Source organism: Billgrantia sp. Q4P2, from assembly GCF_052806135.1.
In genome coordinates this window covers 14,880-30,155 of record NZ_JBRBAI010000007.1, presented here as the reverse complement: position 1 = coordinate 30,155, position 15,276 = coordinate 14,880, and the positions used below count along the sequence as shown (strand labels likewise).

Annotated in this window: 15 protein-coding genes; 8 read left to right on the top strand and 7 right to left on the bottom strand. The window is 65.6% G+C overall.

Annotation, left to right across the window (positions count from 1 at the left end):
* Positions 1-32 precede the first annotated feature (32 nt).
* A complete protein-coding gene (locus ACUY1T_RS13455; RefSeq protein WP_446023595.1) occupies positions 33-824 on the bottom strand; it encodes a methyltransferase domain-containing protein in 792 nt (263 codons plus the stop codon).
* 254 nt (positions 825-1,078) lie between these two features.
* Here ACUY1T_RS13455 and ACUY1T_RS13450 point away from each other — a divergent pair, with 254 nt between their 5' ends.
* The 3 genes from ACUY1T_RS13450 to ACUY1T_RS13440 are packed head-to-tail and all read left to right on the top strand — an operon-like array spanning position 1,079 to position 3,229.
* On the top strand, positions 1,079-1,702 hold the full coding sequence (locus ACUY1T_RS13450; RefSeq protein WP_446023593.1) for a sigma-70 family RNA polymerase sigma factor: 624 nt from the start codon (positions 1,079-1,081) through the stop codon (positions 1,700-1,702).
* Entirely contained in the window at positions 1,699-1,956 is a 258-nt protein-coding gene (locus ACUY1T_RS13445; RefSeq protein ID WP_446023591.1) for an anti-sigma factor family protein, read from the top strand. Before ACUY1T_RS13450 ends, ACUY1T_RS13445 begins: the two co-directional genes overlap by 4 nt.
* Positions 1,957-1,975: 19 nt before the next feature.
* Positions 1,976-3,229, top strand: coding sequence for a MerC family mercury resistance protein (locus ACUY1T_RS13440; protein ID WP_446023590.1), 1,254 nt, complete (start codon positions 1,976-1,978; stop codon positions 3,227-3,229).
* A gap of 164 nt (positions 3,230-3,393) precedes the next feature.
* Here the strand turns inward: ACUY1T_RS13440 and exaC are convergent, their stop codons facing one another.
* The 6 genes from exaC to pedF all read right to left on the bottom strand — a co-directional run bounded on the left by exaC (position 3,394) and on the right by pedF (position 10,738).
* Positions 3,394-4,914, bottom strand: a complete 1,521-nt coding sequence (exaC, locus tag ACUY1T_RS13435) for an acetaldehyde dehydrogenase ExaC (protein ID WP_446023588.1) — start codon at positions 4,912-4,914, stop codon at positions 3,394-3,396.
* A 256-nt stretch (positions 4,915-5,170) separates the two neighbouring features.
* A complete protein-coding gene (locus tag ACUY1T_RS13430) occupies positions 5,171-6,949 on the bottom strand; it encodes a PQQ-dependent methanol/ethanol family dehydrogenase (protein WP_446023586.1) in 1,779 nt (592 codons plus the stop codon).
* A 275-nt stretch (positions 6,950-7,224) separates the two neighbouring features.
* Positions 7,225-8,169, bottom strand: coding sequence for a quinoprotein relay system zinc metallohydrolase 1 (locus ACUY1T_RS13425; protein WP_446023585.1), 945 nt, complete (start codon positions 8,167-8,169; stop codon positions 7,225-7,227).
* Between the two features lie 2 nt (positions 8,170-8,171).
* Complete coding sequence (locus tag ACUY1T_RS13420; protein ID WP_446023584.1) at positions 8,172-8,981, bottom strand: quinoprotein dehydrogenase-associated SoxYZ-like carrier; 810 nt, start codon at positions 8,979-8,981, stop codon at positions 8,172-8,174.
* 5 nt (positions 8,982-8,986) lie between these two features.
* Entirely contained in the window at positions 8,987-9,967 is a 981-nt protein-coding gene (locus ACUY1T_RS13415; protein ID WP_446023582.1) for a substrate-binding periplasmic protein, read from the bottom strand.
* A 312-nt stretch (positions 9,968-10,279) separates the two neighbouring features.
* Complete coding sequence (gene pedF, locus ACUY1T_RS13410; RefSeq protein WP_446023581.1) at positions 10,280-10,738, bottom strand: cytochrome c-550 PedF; 459 nt, start codon at positions 10,736-10,738, stop codon at positions 10,280-10,282.
* A 298-nt stretch (positions 10,739-11,036) separates the two neighbouring features.
* Here pedF and ACUY1T_RS13405 point away from each other — a divergent pair, with 298 nt between their 5' ends.
* From ACUY1T_RS13405 to ACUY1T_RS13385, 5 genes are read left to right on the top strand one after another with little or no spacing between them, the layout of a single operon-like run.
* Complete coding sequence (locus ACUY1T_RS13405; RefSeq protein ID WP_446023580.1) at positions 11,037-11,516, top strand: copper-binding protein; 480 nt, start codon at positions 11,037-11,039, stop codon at positions 11,514-11,516.
* Between the two features lie 30 nt (positions 11,517-11,546).
* A complete protein-coding gene (locus tag ACUY1T_RS13400) occupies positions 11,547-12,731 on the top strand; it encodes an ABC transporter substrate-binding protein (RefSeq protein WP_446023579.1) in 1,185 nt (394 codons plus the stop codon).
* Between the two features lie 33 nt (positions 12,732-12,764).
* The gene (locus ACUY1T_RS13395) at positions 12,765-13,748 is read left to right on the top strand and encodes a YVTN family beta-propeller repeat protein (RefSeq protein ID WP_446023577.1); all 984 of its coding nucleotides are present in this window, start codon (positions 12,765-12,767) and stop codon (positions 13,746-13,748) included.
* Positions 13,745-14,473, top strand: a complete 729-nt coding sequence (locus tag ACUY1T_RS13390) for an ATP-binding cassette domain-containing protein (protein ID WP_446023575.1) — start codon at positions 13,745-13,747, stop codon at positions 14,471-14,473. Before ACUY1T_RS13395 ends, ACUY1T_RS13390 begins: the two co-directional genes overlap by 4 nt.
* On the top strand, positions 14,470-15,276 hold the full coding sequence (locus tag ACUY1T_RS13385; RefSeq protein WP_446023573.1) for an ABC transporter permease: 807 nt from the start codon (positions 14,470-14,472) through the stop codon (positions 15,274-15,276). The genes ACUY1T_RS13390 and ACUY1T_RS13385 overlap by 4 nt, the downstream gene beginning before the upstream one ends.

The following is a 15,276-nucleotide window of genomic DNA, read 5'->3' as shown; positions in this document are numbered from 1 at the left end:
CGTCACTCCTCTGCGATGTGAAGGCCTCGTGCTCAGCGCTTGACGGCTAGCAGCGAGATGCTCTTGACCCCGTAGGTACCGCTGGCTTTCTGCGCCGAGTCGGTCAGGAAACGGTACTCGGGATGCTCGCGCCAGGTTTCGATGACGAGGCCCGCCGCCTCGATGGCCGCACGATAGTCGTCCTGCTGCAGGGCACCGCCGATGCAGGCGGCCCACAGGGTGGCATTGCAGGAGACGCTCTCGGGCAGGGCCGATTCGGTGACGATGTCGGCCAGCGCCAGCCGCCCGCCGGCCCGCAGGACCCGTGCCGCCTCGGCAAAGACTTTCGGCTTGTCGGCCGACAGGTTGATCACGCCATTGCTGATCACCACATCGACGCTGGCGTCGGCAAAGGGCGGCGCCTCGATGTAGCCGTCATGGAAAGTGACCTGACCGAAACCCGCCTCGCGCGCCAGCCGCGTGGCCTTGTCGCGCTGCGCGGCAGTCATGTCGAGCCCCAGCACCTTACCGCCAGGCCCGGTCGCCAGTGCCGCCAACAGGCTGTCCATGCCGGAACCGCTGCCCAGGTCGAGCACCGTCTCGCCGGGCTGAATGGCGGCCAGATCGAGAAAATGGCCAACGCCGGCAAACGATTCGATGGCGGCGGCGGGGATGCGGTCCAGCGCGCGCGGGTCATAGCCCAGCCTTTCGGCAAGGGCTCGACCCATCTCGAAATGGAAGTCGCCCTGCGGCGATTCGGCCACATCGTGATACATCGCCTTGACCCGGGATTCGAGTTCTTGCCGATCCACGCCGGTGGATGAAAGTGGTGCCGTGATGGTCATGTTTGCTCCCTCCTCATTCGACTTCACGACGACACCGAGCGGTGCCGTGTGCGCCAGGACGCAGCCCTCTGCCAAAGAGTTCCCGACGGGAACCGAAAGTCTCGTTGCTGCGTCCCTGCCATGCCCAGCCACTTGCCCAGCGAGGGCGAGCGGACCATGCTCGAAGAGGTGTCGCCATGTCGTTGGCAGGTTCACTCTTTTGCCATCCACGGTTGCAGCCACGCGCCCGTTACCGGGACGCCACGGGGGCCACCATGCGTTTCGACGAAACCGCCAGCCGGCGGGAGTGGTTCGAGCAGCGCCTGGCACCGCTGATGGACCGCCTCTACGGCACGGCGCTGCGGCTCACTCGCCACCCCGCCGACGCCGAGGATATCGTGGCAGAGACGGTGGCCAAGGCCTGGACGCAGCTCGATCGTCTGCGCGATCCCCAGCGCTTCGAAGGCTGGCTGTTCCATATCCTCACCAACACCTTCATCAGCGAATGGCGCAAGCGGCGCTGCCGTCCACCGGCTTGCTCGGGCGAGACCACCGAGCCCAGCGAACTCGACAGCGCCAGCTTCACGCTGTTCCAGCAGCTGCATCAGCCTTTCCTGCTGTGGTGGGGCAGCCTCGAGGAGCAGTTTTTCAACGGCCTGCTGCAGGAGGACCTGGAGCGGGCACTGGATGCCCTGCCCGATGCCTATCGGGTGACGATTGTGCTGGTCGAGGTGCAGGGCTATACGTATGAAGAAGTCGCGAGCCTGCTCGGTGTCCCGCTCGGTACCGTACGCTCGCGCTTGAGCCGGGCGCGCTCCCAGTTGCAGAAGTCGCTGTGGGAGCAAGCCAGGGAGGCAGGCATGACGTTCGGCCAGGGAGACGGAGGAGCGCAGAGATGACCCCGAAAGCCATGAGCTGCGAAGAAGTCATCGAGCGTCTCTTCGACTACCTCGACCGGGAGCTCGACCCGCGGCAGACGGCCAATATCGAATGGCACCTGAGTCGTTGCCGCGACTGTTTCACACGCGCCGAATTCGAACGACGACTACGGGCCAGGGTAGTGGCCACTGGTACGGCAAAGGCCCCGCCACGGCTGCACCAGCGCATTCGGACCCTGCTCGATCGTTTCGACGAGTCCGACACCACCCGCTGACCCGTGAGGAGAACGCCTCATGGTGGCTATCCTAGGTTACTCCCGTCCGCAGATCCTGGCTGCGGTGCAGGAGATGTATACGGCGGTGGCGGATTCCCCTGCCTCCCCCTTTCATTTTCCCGTCGGCAGCGAGGCCAGCCGGCGCCTCGGCTATCCGCCCGAGCGTCTGGCTGCGCTGCCCTCCGAGATATGCGATGCCTTTGCCGGCGTCGGTTATCCCTTTCGCGCGGAGGCCATCCGTCGCGGTGACCGGGTGCTCGACATCGGTGCCGGAGCAGGCGGCGATGCGCTGATCGCGCGCCAGTTGGCCGGCCCCCAGGGCCGGGTCATTGCTCTTGACCTGACCGCGGCCATGACGCGCCGGCTCCAGCAGGCCACCGAACGCCACGGCATCGAGGGGCTCGCCGTGGTGCAGGGCTCCGCCGAACAGCTGCCACTGCCCGATGCCAGCATCGACAGCATCACCAGCAACGGCGCCCTCAACCTGGTACCGGACAAGCGCCGCGCTGTGAAGGAAATGTTTCGCGTACTCAAGCCACACGGGCGCGTACAGTTGGCCGATGTGGTGATCCATCGCCCGGTGTCGGTGGATTGTCACGAGGACCCGCGCCTGTGGGTCGAGTGTGTGGTGGGTGCCACGGTGAAGGAGGAGCTGCTGGCACTGTTCGAGGAAGCCGGTTTCGAAGACATCAGCGTGGTCGACAGCCATGACTACTTCGCCCTGAGCCCCAGCCCTCAGACCCGCGAGATCGCCGCCAGCTTCGGTGCTCACTCGGTCGAAATCGGCATGCGCCGCGGTGCTACGAGTCCCGCCTGGACCCAGCGTTGGCGTCGGCGGCTCGATCCGCGACGCTGGCTACGGCTTTGGTATCGCCGTGGCCTGTTCGGGATGCTGGCGCTCATCTTGGCGTTACTGAGCTGCTACGGCACCCTGGCGCTGGTCGTCCTGCTGCCACTGCTGGGCATTCACCTGGCCCTCGACGAAGGGCTCTGGGCCGGCGCCATTGCCACCCTGGCGCTGGTCACCCTGGCCAGCGTGGCTGCCGGCATGCGTCGGCACCGTACTCCCTGGCCCACTCTGGTGGGAGCTGTCGGTTCGCTGCTCATCCTCCATGCCTTGTTCGTCGATTACTCCATGGCGCAGGAGCTGAGCGGCTTCGTGCTGTTGGCCGCCGCCGTGGCGTGGGATCTCCGCCAGCGCCGACGGCATGAAGCCAATGTTCTGGGGGTGAAGGATAGCGAAGAAAAAAAGCGCGACTTGGGTCGCGCCTGAAAGCCGCCAGCGATTGGCGACGAGAGAGCATTCGTTTCAGTTGGCCAAGTCGCCCCCCTTCTTCTCGGCGGCATCGCCTGGGTCTCGAGCGATTGGCCAGGGGCCGAAGTGCCGCCCGGCCAGGCCGGGCCGGGCCGGGCCGGGCGGCAGGGTGATTCAGCAGCTCAGAAGAAGCCGAGCGGATTGATGTCGTAGCTCACCAGCAGGTTCTTGGTCTGCTGGTAGTGCTCCAGCGCCACCTTGTGGGTCTCGCGACCGACGCCGGACTTCTTGTAGCCACCGAAGGCGGCATGCGCCGGGTACTGGTGGTAGCAGTTGGTCCACACGCGGCCGGCCTGGATGCCGCGACCCATGCGGAAGGCAACGTTGATGTCGCGGCTCCACACGCCAGCGCCGAGGCCGAACTCGGTGTCGTTGGCGATGGCCAGCGCCTCGGCCTCGTCCTTGAAGGTGGTCACCGCCACCACCGGGCCGAAGATCTCCTCCTGGAACACGCGCATCTTGTTGTTGCCCTTGAGCAGGGTCGGCTGGATGTAGTAGCCCTTGTCGTAGGCCGGGTCGAAGCTCTCCTTGTCGCCACCGGTGAGGAACTCGGCGCCCTCCTCGCGGGCGATGTCCATGTAGGACATGATCTTGTCGAACTGCTCCTGGGAGGCCTGGGCGCCGACCTGGACGTCGGTATCCAGCGGGTTGCCACGCTTGATCTTTTGCACCCGCTCCATGACCTTGGCCATGAAGGCGTCGTAGATGCTCTCCTGAATCAGCGCCCGCGACGGGCAGGTGCACACCTCGCCCTGGTTGAAGAAGGCCAGCACCAGACCTTCGGCGGCCTTCTCGATGAATGCCGGCTCGGCATCCATGATGTCGGCGAAGTAGATGTTGGGCGACTTGCCGCCCAGCTCCACGGTGGAGGGAATGATGTTGTCGGCGGCGCACTTGAGGATGTGCGCACCCACCGGGGTGGAGCCGGTGAAGGCGATCTTGGCGATGCGCTTGCTGGTGGCCAGCGCCTGCCCCGCCTCGGCGCCGTAGCCGTTGACCACGTTGACCACGCCCGGCGGCAGCAGGTCGCCGACCAGCTTCATCAGCTCGAGCACGGAAGCCGGGGTCTGCTCGGCGGGCTTGAGCACCACGCAGTTGCCGGCGGCCAGCGCCGGGGCCAGCTTCCACACCGCCATCAGCAGCGGGAAGTTCCACGGGATGATCTGCCCCACCACGCCCAGCGGCTCGTGGAAGTGATAGGAGACGGTGTTGGCGTCGATGTCGGCCGCCGTGCCCTCCTGGGCGCGGATACAGCCGGCGAAATAGCGGAAGTGGTCGACGGCCAGCGGCAGGTCGGCGTTGAGGGTCTCGCGCACCGCCTTGCCGTTGTCCCAGGTCTCGGCCACGGCCAGCATTTCCAGGTTCTGCTCGATGCGGTCGGCGATCTTGAGCAGGATGTTGCTGCGCTCGGTGGCAGAGGTCTTGCCCCAGGCGGGGGCGGCGGCATGGGCGGCGTCCAGCGCCTTGTCGATGTCCTCGGCGGTGGAGCGCGGGATCTGGCAGAACACCTCGCCGTTGACCGGGCTGACGTTGTCGAAATACTGGCCCTTCACCGGGGGTACGAACTCACCGCCGATGTAGTTGCCGTAGCGCTGTTCGAAGGTGATGACGGAACCGGACTGACCGGGATTGGCGTAGATCATGGTGCTAGCTCCTGGATGGCGTTGTTGTTGCTCAGCTGGGTGGCGGATTGCTGCAGTTCGCCCTGCGTCTCGGTATTGCGAACGGGTGCCGAGAGTGGCGCCCTGGTTCCGCTCGACCGGCTCGCCTGGCGGTGTTGGCCGGCCTTGATCGCAGTGTAGATAGCCTGCGGGAGAGTGCCCTATTCTCCCTTGGAGGCGTCGAAGGAGTCCTTTGGTAGTAGGCTGCCGGGCCCGCTTCGGACCCGGCAGACTGGGCCTACTGCGCGTACTCTCGCGGCAGCTTGAAGGTCCACAGCATGCCGCCCTGGTTGAAGTTCTTGATCACCTCGGCGACCTCGCCGCCCCACAGCGGCACCGCACCGCCCCAGCCCGAGGCCACCGAGACGTACTGCTCGCCGTCCATCTCCCAGGTGATCGGCGTGCCGACCACGCCCGAACCGGTGTTGAAGCCCCACAGCTCCTCGCCGGTGGTGGCATCGAACGCCTTCAGGTAACCCTCAGGCGTGCCGGTGAACACCAGGTTGCCGGCAGTGGTCATCACGCCGCCCCACAGCGGCGCACGATTCTCGTAGCGCCACACTTCCTCGCCGGTGCGCGGATCGACCGCCCGCAGCACGCCGATGAAGTCGTCGTTGATCGGCCGGATGGTGAAGCCGGCCCCTAGATAGGCCGCCCCCTTGCGGTAGGAGACCGGCTCGTTCCAGATGTCCATCATCCACTCGTTGGAGGGAATGTAGAAAAGGCCGGTATCCTGGCTGTAGGCCATGGGGTTCCAGTTCTTGGCCCCAAGGAAGGCCGGATACGCCTCCACCGCCTCGCCTCGCTCGCCCTCGGCTTCGGCCGGGTTGCCCGGACGCCCCGCGGGGTTGTAGATGGGGCGGCCGTTCTCGTCGAGACCCTCGGCCCAGCTGATCTTGTCGGCAAACGGGAAGCCGCGAATGAACTCGCCGCTCTCGCGGTTGAGCACGTAGAAGAAGCCGTTGCGATCCGCGGTGGCCGCGGCCTTGATCAGGCTGCCGTTCTCCTCGTAGTCGAAGGAGATCACCTCGTTGACACCGTCGTAGTCCCAGCCGTCGTTGGGCGTGGCCTGGAAGTGCCACTTGATGGTGCCGTCATCCGGATCGATGGCCAGCCGCGACGAGGTGTAGAGGTTATCGCCGGGGCGCAGGTGCGAGTTCCACGGCCCCGGGTTACCGGTACCGATCAACAGGCTGTGGGTGTCGGCATCGTAGAAGCCGCCCAGCCAGGGCGCACCGCCGCCCTGCTGCCACATGTCGCCCGGCCAGGTCTGCCCCGCCTCGCCTCCGGTGATGCCGTTCTCGACCGCCTCGCCGTTCTCGAAGACGTAGCCCATGTGGCCCTCGATCACCGGCCGGGTCCACAGCTCGTCCCCGGTCTCGGCATCGAAGGCATAGACGGTACCCACCACGCCGAACTCGCCCCCGGCCACCCCGGTGATGAGCTTGCCGTCGATCACGATGGGTGCCGCCGAGATCGCGTGGCCCGCCTGGTAGTCGGCCACGCGCTTGATCCACTGCACGTTGCCGGATTCGCGGTCGAGGGCCACCAGGCGCGCATCGAGCGTGCCGAAATAGACCTTGTCGCCGTAGATGGCCGCACCGCGGTTGACCACGTCACAGCAGGGCATGATGCCATCGGGCAGGCGCGCCTCGTACTGCCAGATCTCCTCGCCGGTATGGGCATCCACCGCCCACATACGCGAGTAGGAGCCGGTAATGTACATGACGCCATCCTTGACCAACGGCTGCGACTCCTGGCCGCGCTGCTTCTCGCCACCGAAGGAGAAGGCCCACACCGGCCTCAACTGATGGACGTTGTCGGTATTGAGGGTCGTCAGCGGGCTGTAGCGCTGGCCGTGCAGCCCCATGCCGTTGGTGACGACCTGATCGGTGGTCAGGTGATCGTTGAGCATGTCGTCGAAATTGACGGCCTGGACCTGGGTGGAAACGGCGACGGCAAGGGTCGTCAGGGCAAAAGGCCTGGCCAGCTTGCCGAAGGGAATTGGCTGGATCATGACGCTCTCCGAAGGGGCAGTGAGTCAACGGTTGTTATTCGGGTTCCAGCGCCTTCGAACCGGCGCCTCGCCTCTCAATCTGTGCCATCGTTGACTGAGCTGCCATGGCCAACAGGGACGACATATCCTCCTCTCTTGGTCGTACTACCTCACGTAATAGATCACGAAAAGTCCGCTTTAATGAAAAAAGCCATCCTCTTTCATTGAAAAAATGAAAGTAGAATGGCAAGCCATGCGCGACATGAAGCGGTAGAAAAAATCAGCTCTTCGTCAGCTCACCCTCCCTCGGAAATCAATGCGAGAGCCTCGCGTTCATAGCGCCCATAAAGATGACTGACGCTACGGATCAGCTCATGGCGAGCGACGGCAATCTCGTCGAATCGCTCGGGAATGAGCAGCGCCATGACTTCGCTTGCGGTCAGCCCCTGGCGGGCTGCCTCGCGCAGGGTATCGTCCAGCCAGCCGAGGTAGTCATGCATCTGCTCGAAGGGAGCCGTGCCTTCCACCACCGGGCCGTGGCCGGGCACCAGGTAGCGAAAATCGAGGGCTTCCAGTTCGTACAACTCCTCTCGCCAGATATCGAGGCCCGGGGTGTGCGGCGTGGTCGGCGCGCGCTGGTAGAACACCATGTCGGCGGCCAGCAGTACGCCGGAAGCATGATCCATCAGCACCAGGTCAGCCCCCGAATGACCGCTCATGGCGATCAGTTCGATATCGCGGCCGCCAACGGTCATCCGGCCGGGCGTGACGCGCTGGGTGGGAAGTACGACTTCGCTACCCCGCATCCAGTCACCCAGTGCTCGGTAGAGATTTTCGGCGAAATCGTCACCCTGGGCCTTGAGCAGTGTGATAGTATCGTCCAGCGCATGGAGCCTTTGTGGTTCGAAGGCCTGGTTGCCAAACACGTGGTCGGGATGGTGGTGGGAAAGGAAGACGTGCGTGATGGGAAGCTCGGTCAGCGAGGCAATCACTTCGCGCAACTCCTCGCCGTAGCGTCGTGAAGGCCCGGTGTCGAAGACGATCACACCCTGCTCGCCAATGATGAAGGCAGTATTGACGATATTGCCCCCATTGCCGCGCGAAAAGTCCTCCGTTGAACCCTCGATGACCCATACGCCCTGGGCGATTTCCACCGGCTCCAGGTGGTACCGATAGCCATCGGCCAAGGCTTCGAGGCAGCCGAAGACAAGGCCGGTGAACAGCAGGATCGGGTAGCGCATGCTCAGCCTCCCAGCCGACTCTCGAAGACGTTGCCACCGTTGTCGCGCATCCACAGCGCGATGCCGACCTCCTTCCCTTCGTGCTCCAGGTCGAAGACGAACAGCGGGTTCTCGGAAGCCGATTCGGATAGCGTCATGCTGGCGAGACGCGCCTGGCTGGCGGCATTGCGCAATTCCAGCTCTTCGATATTGAAACGCGGGACATTGCCGACCATGCCGGAATCCATGGGATGCATGACCTGGAGCTTGACGCGGGTGCCGGCCTGGCCGCCGAGCGGAGAGAACAGGGCGCCATGGATCTGGCCGATGCTGGCCGCCCAATCGGGGTTGCTGGCGGCGGCGCTGGGCGCGGTACAGCCGCCTCCGGCAGCCTCCACGTGAGCGCTGCCGACGTGCCAGCGGCCCTGTTCGTCGCGTACAGCAGCGCGCACGGTGGAGGCCTGCTGGATACGAAAGTTGAACGCGACAGTGCGCACCTCGGCCGCCGCCTCGGGTCGCAGGGTGAAGAGATGCGGCACCGGGTTGAGATCGATCCAGGTAACGACCTCCGCCACCTCATGCTCGAAGCCCGAGAGATCCACGGTCAGCGGCACCTGGGTCGCGTCCTCGGCAAAGTGCGGCACCTTGAGCACTACTTGGTCGCTGTGGCGGATGTCGGCGCCCTCACCCAGGTAGCGGGCCAGGTTGTAGTGCCACATCGGCGAGCGGTAGGGGTCGTCAGGCGGGGCGGCGTTGGCAACCGTCGCCACCAGGTACGCCACGCCGAGGAGCCAAGCGTACCGCCCTGGCCTACCAAACTGTATGGGCAGCATGGGCATCACTCCGCCGAGCCGAGGATCTCGGCGTAGAAGTCGGGGGTGCGATAGACGAGACCGTGGGCCTGGAAGATGTCGTTCAGGCTGCCGTCGCGTACCGCCCGGTCGACGATCGCCTCGATGGCGTAGCCCAGTTGGCGGTGGCTGTCGCGCACCGCCATGCCGATGTCCCACTGCTGGCGGGAGATGCCCGGGAAGAGCGCATCGGCAAGGCGAAAGTCACGCTCGGGGAACTGCGCCACGAAGTGCTCCAGCTCGCCGCGCATGGCCATTACCCCCGCCACCTCGCCTCGCTCCATGGCGGCGAAGGCGTCGCCGACATCGCGATAGTGACGCACGTTGTCGCGCAGCTGGCCGCCCATCGTCGCCGTCAGGTAGGTCGCCGGCAGGGTGTCGTACTCGGCGCCGATGCGCGCCTGGCGGAAGCTGCCCAGGGTGGGCGCTTGCGTCAGTTGTCCGGCGTCGTAGGCGATGGCCCACTGCTCCTGCTGGTAGGGGCCGAACATCACCACGCTCTTGTTGATGTACTCGCCGGTGGAATCGCGCAGGTAGGAGAAGTTGCGGTCGTAAGGCACGCGCAGCATGACGTCGGCCACCTGAGTTGGGCGCAGATAGTGGCCGCGTGAAACGTTGTTGCCGAGGTCCCGTCCCAGACTCTCGCCCGGTGTGATCCAGAACGGCCGGAATTCCACGCCCAGCCCATCGGCAATGGCACGGCCGATCGCGGCATCGATGCCGCGCGCCTCACCATGTTCGTCGCGATAGGAATAGGGAGGAAAGCTCTCGTACAGCCCGACGTTAAGCTGGCCCGATGCCACCACCTCATCGAGATCGCGCAGCGCCGGGCGGCGCAGCAGCTCGGCGCTCGACTCGCCACCCGCCACCTCGACGGCGGCGACGCGCAGTGCCACCGTCGAGAGCTCCGTGCCCCAGGCCGGCCCCAGGCACAGCAGCGTTAGCGCAAAGACAAAACCCTTCCACATGATGCACTCCCTCCCGACGCTGGTGTGATTTACCTCAGGAAACGCTGAACAAATCGACGAGCGAGATGAAGCGGCTAGGTTCGTTCCCGACGAACCAACGCACTTCCCACACCCCTGTGGGTCGCAAGGCGCACGGAGCACAGAACCGAGCGAAGCGACAAACATCCCCTGGATGGCTCCGAAGGAGCGAGAAACCGAAGGTTTCGAGTCAACCGGAGCATATGGGGTATATGTGAGGATTCCGACGGTCCGACGCTTCGGCACCGCGCAACGCAGCGATTCGCTCGCGCAGGCATTTGTGCAGTGTTTCCGTCAGGGCGACACCGATTCGATATAGGTCTTGATCGCCCAAATAGCGGTCTGGTCGAGATTCGCCTTGAACGACGGCATGCCCCGCTCGGTGCCGTTGAGCACGCGCTGCAGGAAGTACTCGTCGTCCCACTCCTCGAGTTCGCGCAGGTCCGGGGTCAGGCCGCCCGACTTGGCCTGGATGCCGTGGCAGACGGCGCAGTTGCCGGCATAGCCGCGCTCGCCCACGGCGACGGCCGTGTCATGCTCCTCTGCGTGCTGATTGCCTGGCCGGAACGGGTTCTCCATCAGGGGCGCCTCGCCCAGGTCGGGCAGCCCCTGGGTGTCGACCTCCTGCGGCGTAACATCGCCATGCCCCAGGGCAACGCTGGCGGCACCCAGCGACAGGCCGAGAAGCGAAGCGACGGCGGTGCGTCGGACAAAAGCGGTCAGGGAGACGGCTGGGGTAGTCGTGGGGTTCATGGGGGCACCTGCTTATTGACGTTGTCGTGACGATTCACCCTGGGCTGCCGCGATGCGCCTGGCCCACGGCAGGTTGAGTCGAGTCTAGGCAGCGCATCGACGCCCCCGCATCGCCACTTTCCGACTCCTCACCGTCCTCCCTTGGTACTAGTCCCCTCTTCCCCCACTGCTACCGTCTTACGCCCTTGGAACGAGAACAAGGACCCCATGGTGTCATGGGAGGGAGTGGGGGTAAGTGCTGAACTGGTCGACATGGCCATGCGGCCAGCGGTCTTGCAACCCGAAGGAGAACAACAACATGACCCTTGCTCACACCTCCCCTGCCGTGACGCGGCCGAACCCTGTCCCGCGTCGTCCTGCCTTCAAGACACTGCTGGCCGTGGCGCTCAGCCTCGCCAGTGGCGCGGCCCTGGCGGCCGGCGACCTGGCCAACCGGCCGGAACGCCTGGAGCGTCTGGTGATCGGCACCGGCGAGAGCATGCTTGGTGTGTCGGTGCGCGAGCATCAACTGGAAACCGGCCAATCGTACCGGCTGGTGATCGAGGCCACCGGCATGCAGGCGTGCGCCTGGGAAGCACCCGGCTTCTTCAAGAACGCCTGGCTGCGCAAGGTCGAGGTTGGCAACGTCGAGATCAAGGCGCCCACCCTGACCGAGTTGGAATTCGAGCGTGAAGGCGAGGCCGAGCTGTTCTTCGTGCCCATCCGTCCCGGCACCTATGAGTGGGCCTGTGCCGGTCTGGAAGAGCGCGGCGTGACCGGCACCTTCGTCGTGCAGTGACCGCTGCCCACTCACGATGAGGAACTCAACATGAACGTTCCCCGGCAGATGCGCGGTATCGTTTCCGGCCTGGCCCTGGGTGGGTTGCTGCTGGCCCCACTGGCCCAGGCCGAAGGCCTCGACGTTCGCTACGGCTACCTGCAGTGGCAGCCCGACCGTGGCCCGGCATTGGCCCAGTTGACCCCCGAACCCGGGGATGCCGGCTTGCAGGGTGCCCGCCTGGCGATCAGCGATAACCTGAGTACCGGCCGTTTCCTCGGCCAGCACCATGCACTCGAGAGCGTGATCGCCGAGAGCGAAGAGGCGCTGCTGGAAGCCCTCGGCGCCATGCTCGACGACGGCATCGAGCTGGTCGTGCTGAATAGCCCGGCAGCGACCCTGCGCGAGGCAGCCGAGATCAGCGGCGATCGCGCCCTGCTGTTCAATGCCGGTGCGCGTGATGTATCGCTGCGGCTCGACGACTGCTCGCCCTATCTGCTGCACACGGCCCCCAGCCACGCCATGCTGACCGATGCCCTGGCCCAATGGCTCAACTTGCGGCGCTGGCGCTCGGTATTCCTGATCAGCGGCCAGACCGACGACGACCAGGCCTGGGCCGACGCCTTTCGCCGCTCCGCGGGGAAGTTCGGCCTGAATGTCGTCGCCGACAAGGCCTGGACCTTCGAGGCCGACATGCGTCGCAATGCCTCCGCCGAGCTGCCGCTGTTCACCCAGGGGCCCGATTACGACGTGGTGGTGGTGGCCGACGAGCGCAACGACTTCGGCGATTTCGTGCCCTTCAACACCTGGTTGCCGCGGCCGGTGGTCGGCACCCAGGGCATGGCAGCGGACGCCTGGCACCCCGCCGTGGAAGCCTGGGGTGCGACCCAGTTGCAGAACCGTTTCCAGAAACAGGCCGAGCGCCACATGACCGGCACCGACTATGCCGCCTGGGCGGCGATCCGCGCCGTGGGCGAGGCGGTAACCCGTACCGAGAGCGCCGACATGCAGACCCTGCGCGACTACCTGCTCGGCAACCGGTTCGAACTGGCCGCGTTCAAGGGCCGGCCGCTCAGCTTTCGCGACTGGAATGGGCAACTGCGCCAGCCGGTGCCCCTCGCCCACCCCAACGGCCTGGTGGCCATGGCCCCCTTCGAGGGCTTCCTTCACCAGCATACCGAACTCGACACCCTGGGCTACGACCGCCCGGAAAGCCGCTGCCGCCTGAGCGACTGACACCGCTCCCCTGCCAATATACAGGAGTCGATCATGAACATTGCCGCACGCCTTGCCGCCCTCGGTCTGTTGCTGGGCCTCTCCACGCCGCTGTGGGCCGCCAGCCTGGCCTATGTCTCCAACGAGCGCGACAACACCATCTCGGTCCTCGACATGGCCTCGCTGGAGGTGGTCGACACCATCCCCGTCGGCCAGCGCCCGCGCGGTATCCTGCTCTCCCCTGACGAGCGTTTGCTCTACGTCTGTGCCAGCGACGACGACGCCGTTCAGGTGGTCGACCTCGCTACGCGCAAGGTGATCGACACCCTGCCCTCCGGCGAGGATCCGGAGCAGTTCGCCCTGCACCCCAATGGCCGTCATCTCTACATCGCCAACGAGGATGACGCCCTGGTCACCGTGCTGGACGTGGAGACCAAGCGCGTGCTGGCGCAGATCGAAGTGGGCATCGAGCCGGAAGGAATGGGGGTGAGCCACGACGGACGCTGGGCGGTGAACACCAGCGAAACCTCGAACATGCTGCACTGGATCAACACCGAGACCCTGGAGATCGAGAAGAACATCGTCATCGGCGCCCGCCCACGCCACGTGGAATTCACCCACGACGACGCCCTGCTGTGGGCCTCGGCGGAAATCGGCGGCACGGTGCACGTCATCGACGTCGAGAGCCTCGAGGAGATCCATACCATCGACTTCCGCATTCCCGGGGTAAACCAGGATCGCGTGCAGCCGGTGGGCATCCAGCTCACCTCGGACGGCCGCTATGCCTTCGTCGCCCTGGGGCCGGCCAACCACATCGCGGTGGTGGATGCGCAGAGTTACGAGGTGCTCGACTACCTGCTGGTGGGCGCCCGGGTATGGCAGGTGACGCTGAGCCCCGACGAGAAGGTCCTGCTCACCACCAACGGCGTCAGCGGTGACGTCTCGGTGATCGACGTCGACAAGCTGGAAGTGGTCAAGTCCATCGACGTGGGCCGCTTTCCCTGGGGCGTGAAAATCACTTCGGGGCACGAGTCATGAACGTGGAAGCCCGGGACATCGGCTACCGCTACCGGTGTCATCCGGTCCTGCAGGAGGTCAGCTTCACGCTGGCCTCCGGCGGTTTTCATGCCCTGCTGGGGCCCAACGGCGCCGGCAAGTCGACCCTGTTCGGCCTGATGACCCGGCTGCTGGCTCTGCAGCAGGGCGACCTGCTGCTGGGCGGTCGCTCGCTCAAGCGCCAACCCGCCGCGGTGATGCGTGACCTGGGGGTGGTCTTCCAGCACAACGCCCTGGACCTGGACCTGAGCGTGACGCAGAACCTCAGGTACCACGCGGCGCTGCACGGCCTGTCGCCACGCCAGGCACGATTGCGCTGCGACGAGGAGCTGGAGCGCCAGCAGCTCGTCGAGCACGCCCGCACGCCGGTGCGCCGCCTCAACGGCGGCCACCGCAGGCGGGTGGAGATCGCCCGGGCGCTGCTGCATCGCCCCGCGCTGCTGTTGCTCGACGAGCCCACCGCCGGCCTCGACCTCGACAGCCGGGCGGCGCTCAACGCACACGTTCGTGCACTGTGCCGGGAGCGTCGGCTCACCGTGCTGTGGGCCACCCACTTGATCGAGGAGATCGAAGCCGAGGATCAGGTGCTGATCCTGCACCGTGGGCGGCTGCTGGCCGCCGAGTCGGGCGAGGCGCTCTGCCGTCACCACGGCTGTGCCAGCCTGACGGAGACCTTCAACACCCTGACCCGGGAGGCCGTAGCATGAACCCGCGCGACTACTGGTACTGCTTCATCGGCGTGCAGCAGCGCGAATGGCTGCGCTTCTGGCAGCAGCGTACACGCTTCGCCAGTGCCCTGGTGCGTCCCTTGCTCTGGCTGGTGGTGTTCGCCGCCGGTTTCCGCATGGCGTTGGGGGTCTCGATCAACCCGCCCTACGTCACCTACACCACCTACGAGACCTATATCGTCCCCGGCCTGTGCGGCATGATCATCCTGTTCAACTCCATGCAGGGAGCGCTCTCCATGGTCTACGACCGGGAACTGGGCTCCATGCGGGTGCTGCTCACCAGCCCCCTGCCCCGCCCTTTCCTGCTGCTGACCAAGCTGCTGGCCATGGGCAGCGTCTCGCTGGTACAGGTCTACGTGTTCCTGCTGATCGCCCGCTGGGGCGTGGGCGTGCGCCCGCCGCTGGAGGGCTATCTCGCGATACTCCCCGCCCTGCTGCTGGCCGCGCTGATGCTGGGCGCCCTGGGCCTGCTGATCGCCACCTGGGTCAAGCAGTTGGAGAACTTCGCCGGGGTCATGAACTTCGTGATCTTCCCGATGTTCTTTCTCTCCTCGGCGCTCTATCCGCTATGGCGGATGCAGGAGGCGAGCCCCTGGATCTACCAGTTGTGCCGGCTCAACCCCTTCACCCACGCAGTGGAAACGCTGCGCTTCGCGCTCTACGGACAGTGGAACGGCGAGGCGATCGCCATCACCCTCGGTGTGACACTGGCGCTGGCCACGCTGGCGATCGGCGGCTTTCGTCCGCAGCGTACGCGCATTCTGGGTACGCGCCTGGGTTAG

Coding starts and splice junctions, on each gene's coding strand:
- ACUY1T_RS13395 (WP_446023577.1), top strand. CDS start 12,765: ATGAACATTGCCGCACGCCTTGCCGCCCTCGGTCTGTTGCTGGGCCTC.
- exaC (WP_446023588.1), bottom strand. CDS start 4,914: ATGATCTACGCCAATCCCGGTCAGTCCGGTTCCGTCATCACCTTCGAA.
- ACUY1T_RS13415 (WP_446023582.1), bottom strand. CDS start 9,967: ATGTGGAAGGGTTTTGTCTTTGCGCTAACGCTGCTGTGCCTGGGGCCG.
- ACUY1T_RS13385 (WP_446023573.1), top strand. CDS start 14,470: ATGAACCCGCGCGACTACTGGTACTGCTTCATCGGCGTGCAGCAGCGC.
- ACUY1T_RS13455 (WP_446023595.1), bottom strand. CDS start 824: ATGACCATCACGGCACCACTTTCATCCACCGGCGTGGATCGGCAAGAA.
- ACUY1T_RS13420 (WP_446023584.1), bottom strand. CDS start 8,981: ATGCTGCCCATACAGTTTGGTAGGCCAGGGCGGTACGCTTGGCTCCTC.
- ACUY1T_RS13390 (WP_446023575.1), top strand. CDS start 13,745: ATGAACGTGGAAGCCCGGGACATCGGCTACCGCTACCGGTGTCATCCG.
- ACUY1T_RS13445 (WP_446023591.1), top strand. CDS start 1,699: ATGACCCCGAAAGCCATGAGCTGCGAAGAAGTCATCGAGCGTCTCTTC.
- ACUY1T_RS13440 (WP_446023590.1), top strand. CDS start 1,976: ATGGTGGCTATCCTAGGTTACTCCCGTCCGCAGATCCTGGCTGCGGTG.
- ACUY1T_RS13450 (WP_446023593.1), top strand. CDS start 1,079: ATGCGTTTCGACGAAACCGCCAGCCGGCGGGAGTGGTTCGAGCAGCGC.
- ACUY1T_RS13425 (WP_446023585.1), bottom strand. CDS start 8,169: ATGCGCTACCCGATCCTGCTGTTCACCGGCCTTGTCTTCGGCTGCCTC.
- pedF (WP_446023581.1), bottom strand. CDS start 10,738: ATGAACCCCACGACTACCCCAGCCGTCTCCCTGACCGCTTTTGTCCGA.
- ACUY1T_RS13430 (WP_446023586.1), bottom strand. CDS start 6,949: ATGATCCAGCCAATTCCCTTCGGCAAGCTGGCCAGGCCTTTTGCCCTG.
- ACUY1T_RS13405 (WP_446023580.1), top strand. CDS start 11,037: ATGACCCTTGCTCACACCTCCCCTGCCGTGACGCGGCCGAACCCTGTC.
- ACUY1T_RS13400 (WP_446023579.1), top strand. CDS start 11,547: ATGAACGTTCCCCGGCAGATGCGCGGTATCGTTTCCGGCCTGGCCCTG.